The organism is Xenorhabdus littoralis (genome assembly GCF_033949345.1).
GTDB lineage: Bacteria > Pseudomonadota > Gammaproteobacteria > Enterobacterales > Enterobacteriaceae > Xenorhabdus > Xenorhabdus littoralis.
In genome coordinates this window covers 1-1,868 of the sequence record NZ_VCDP01000162.1, presented here as the reverse complement: position 1 = coordinate 1,868, position 1,868 = coordinate 1, and the positions used below count along the sequence as shown (strand labels likewise).

The following is a 1,868-nucleotide window of genomic DNA, read 5'->3' as shown; positions in this document are numbered from 1 at the left end:
ATATGTTCTAGTTATAGAAACGCCTATTTAGATGCTATTCATTCAGTTGATAATTGCCTCATTATTATTTGTGACTATTCTTCTTTCGGAGAATAATTCCAACCGGACGAACCGCCAAAAGTTGCTCCGCCATATCCACTACTTTGAGTGCCTAGCGTGCCTGAAGATTTAGCACCAACACCAAATGCTCCTTGTACTTTCCCTGCACCATCTAAAGGAACTAATCCTTTAGTGTTCCTCATTTGCTGCTTTAAACTCCAGGTAACATCAGTGATAATCATACTCTTTTTAAGTGTATCAATATCATTCATATATATTCTTAATGAATATGGGATGGTAAAATCCTCAGTATAATTTACAGAAAATATATTCTGTCTTTTAAAGACCGAGCTACCTGCGTAATTAAGCGCTTTGACAGAGTGTGTTGTACAGTTAACTCCAGTTACATCATAAACATCAATGATTTTCCCAAATTTTTGGGTAGACTCAGACACTGAAGTACCGCCTATTTTTTTACCTGTATGCCATAGACTTTTAAAATATCCCATTATTGCGAAAATATCGACATCTCTGATGTTATAAACTTGAGCTTCATTCTATAAAGTTCGGTTGACATATATCCAATTGCTTCATTATCTTGCAACCAAATTAAAACTCCGTCACCAGTGATTCCTAATGGGCCAGTATCTGCATAACGACCATAGGTAAACACATTTATTCCTTTTTCGGTATGAACAGAAATGAATGTATGGCCTGTACCCTTTGTTTCTACCCACAAAAAAATACCTTTAGGTAACCATCGGCAGGTAGTGTCATATATATTTAACGTATGTCTATCAATTTTATCCAATATTCTTGATTGTCTAATTATATCTCTATTGTTCATTTGTGCTTTTCCTTGCAAGGAAATAAATAATAATCATTGAAACAGGGAATAATATTAATATCCAAATCAGATCGCAATTTTTAATGAATTGAAAAAGAGTTGAGAAGTTAAAAATATAAATAAATATAATTAAGTTATTCAATAAATCAATTAAAAAAGCAGAGAAAATTATTCGTGAACTGTGTTTTAACTTATTTCGAAACAAAAATGCAGTGGTGCAGAAAACAAACAGTAAGTTGTTGGTCAGAATCACATAATCAGTGGTACAAATAAGAAAAGATAGCTCAGCGGGAGGGTATTCCTTGCTTGACCATAGAGTCAGTATTTCTTTGATAGTTAAATCAAGAGAAATGAACCCTACGTTACTGATAATAAATAAAACTATTATTATAAATATATTGAACAATGACTTAATCCACATTCAATTCTCCTATCTTTTTTCCTAACCAAAAACCAACTGAAGTTAAAAAATGCTTTGCTTTATCTATGATAATTGTACACTTGTGATACACCGGAGGGCAGGATATACCAGAGTTATTTATATATTCTAGTGTTATTGTCGATAAAGCGGTTAAATCGTGATTAATATCGTATATTAAACAAATAGATATAGTTACCTATGCTACATTTTGTTTAAGACAATAGATTAAAATGACATTGACGCGCTGCGCTTGCCTTCTCCGTATTACCGGGCTAATACATTAACCCGGCAACACGGAGATCAGAAAAAACACCAACCAGAAAAGAGGTTAACTCCTCACCTGTTCCTCATTTTTCTCCTCACTTTTTAATCTTCATTGTTCTGATTAATAATGGTGAGTTCCTGCCCGCTACGGGTAATCAGCCCATCATGCTCTAACTTGGTTAACCAGCGGCTGAAATTTTTCACATTCACCCCCATCGCTTTTAAATCATCACGCACAAGGGCAATGGAACAGGGTTCTTTCAGGGCAGTGCGCGAGCGGATACACTGCCACAATGC

Annotated in this window: 2 protein-coding genes and 1 pseudogene; all 3 read right to left on the bottom strand. The window is 34.7% G+C overall.

What is annotated here, in order from left to right; all coding sequences use genetic code 11:
- Positions 1-74 precede the first annotated feature (74 nt).
- Entirely contained in the window at positions 75-494 is a 420-nt protein-coding gene (locus FE394_RS18910) for a hypothetical protein (RefSeq protein WP_319927868.1), read from the bottom strand.
- 53 nt (positions 495-547) lie between these two features.
- A complete protein-coding gene (locus tag FE394_RS18905) occupies positions 548-886 on the bottom strand; it encodes a hypothetical protein (protein ID WP_319927867.1) in 339 nt (112 codons plus the stop codon).
- 787 nt (positions 887-1,673) lie between these two features.
- A pseudogene (locus tag FE394_RS18900) lies at positions 1,674-1,868 on the bottom strand (helicase RepA family protein); the annotation flags it as partial.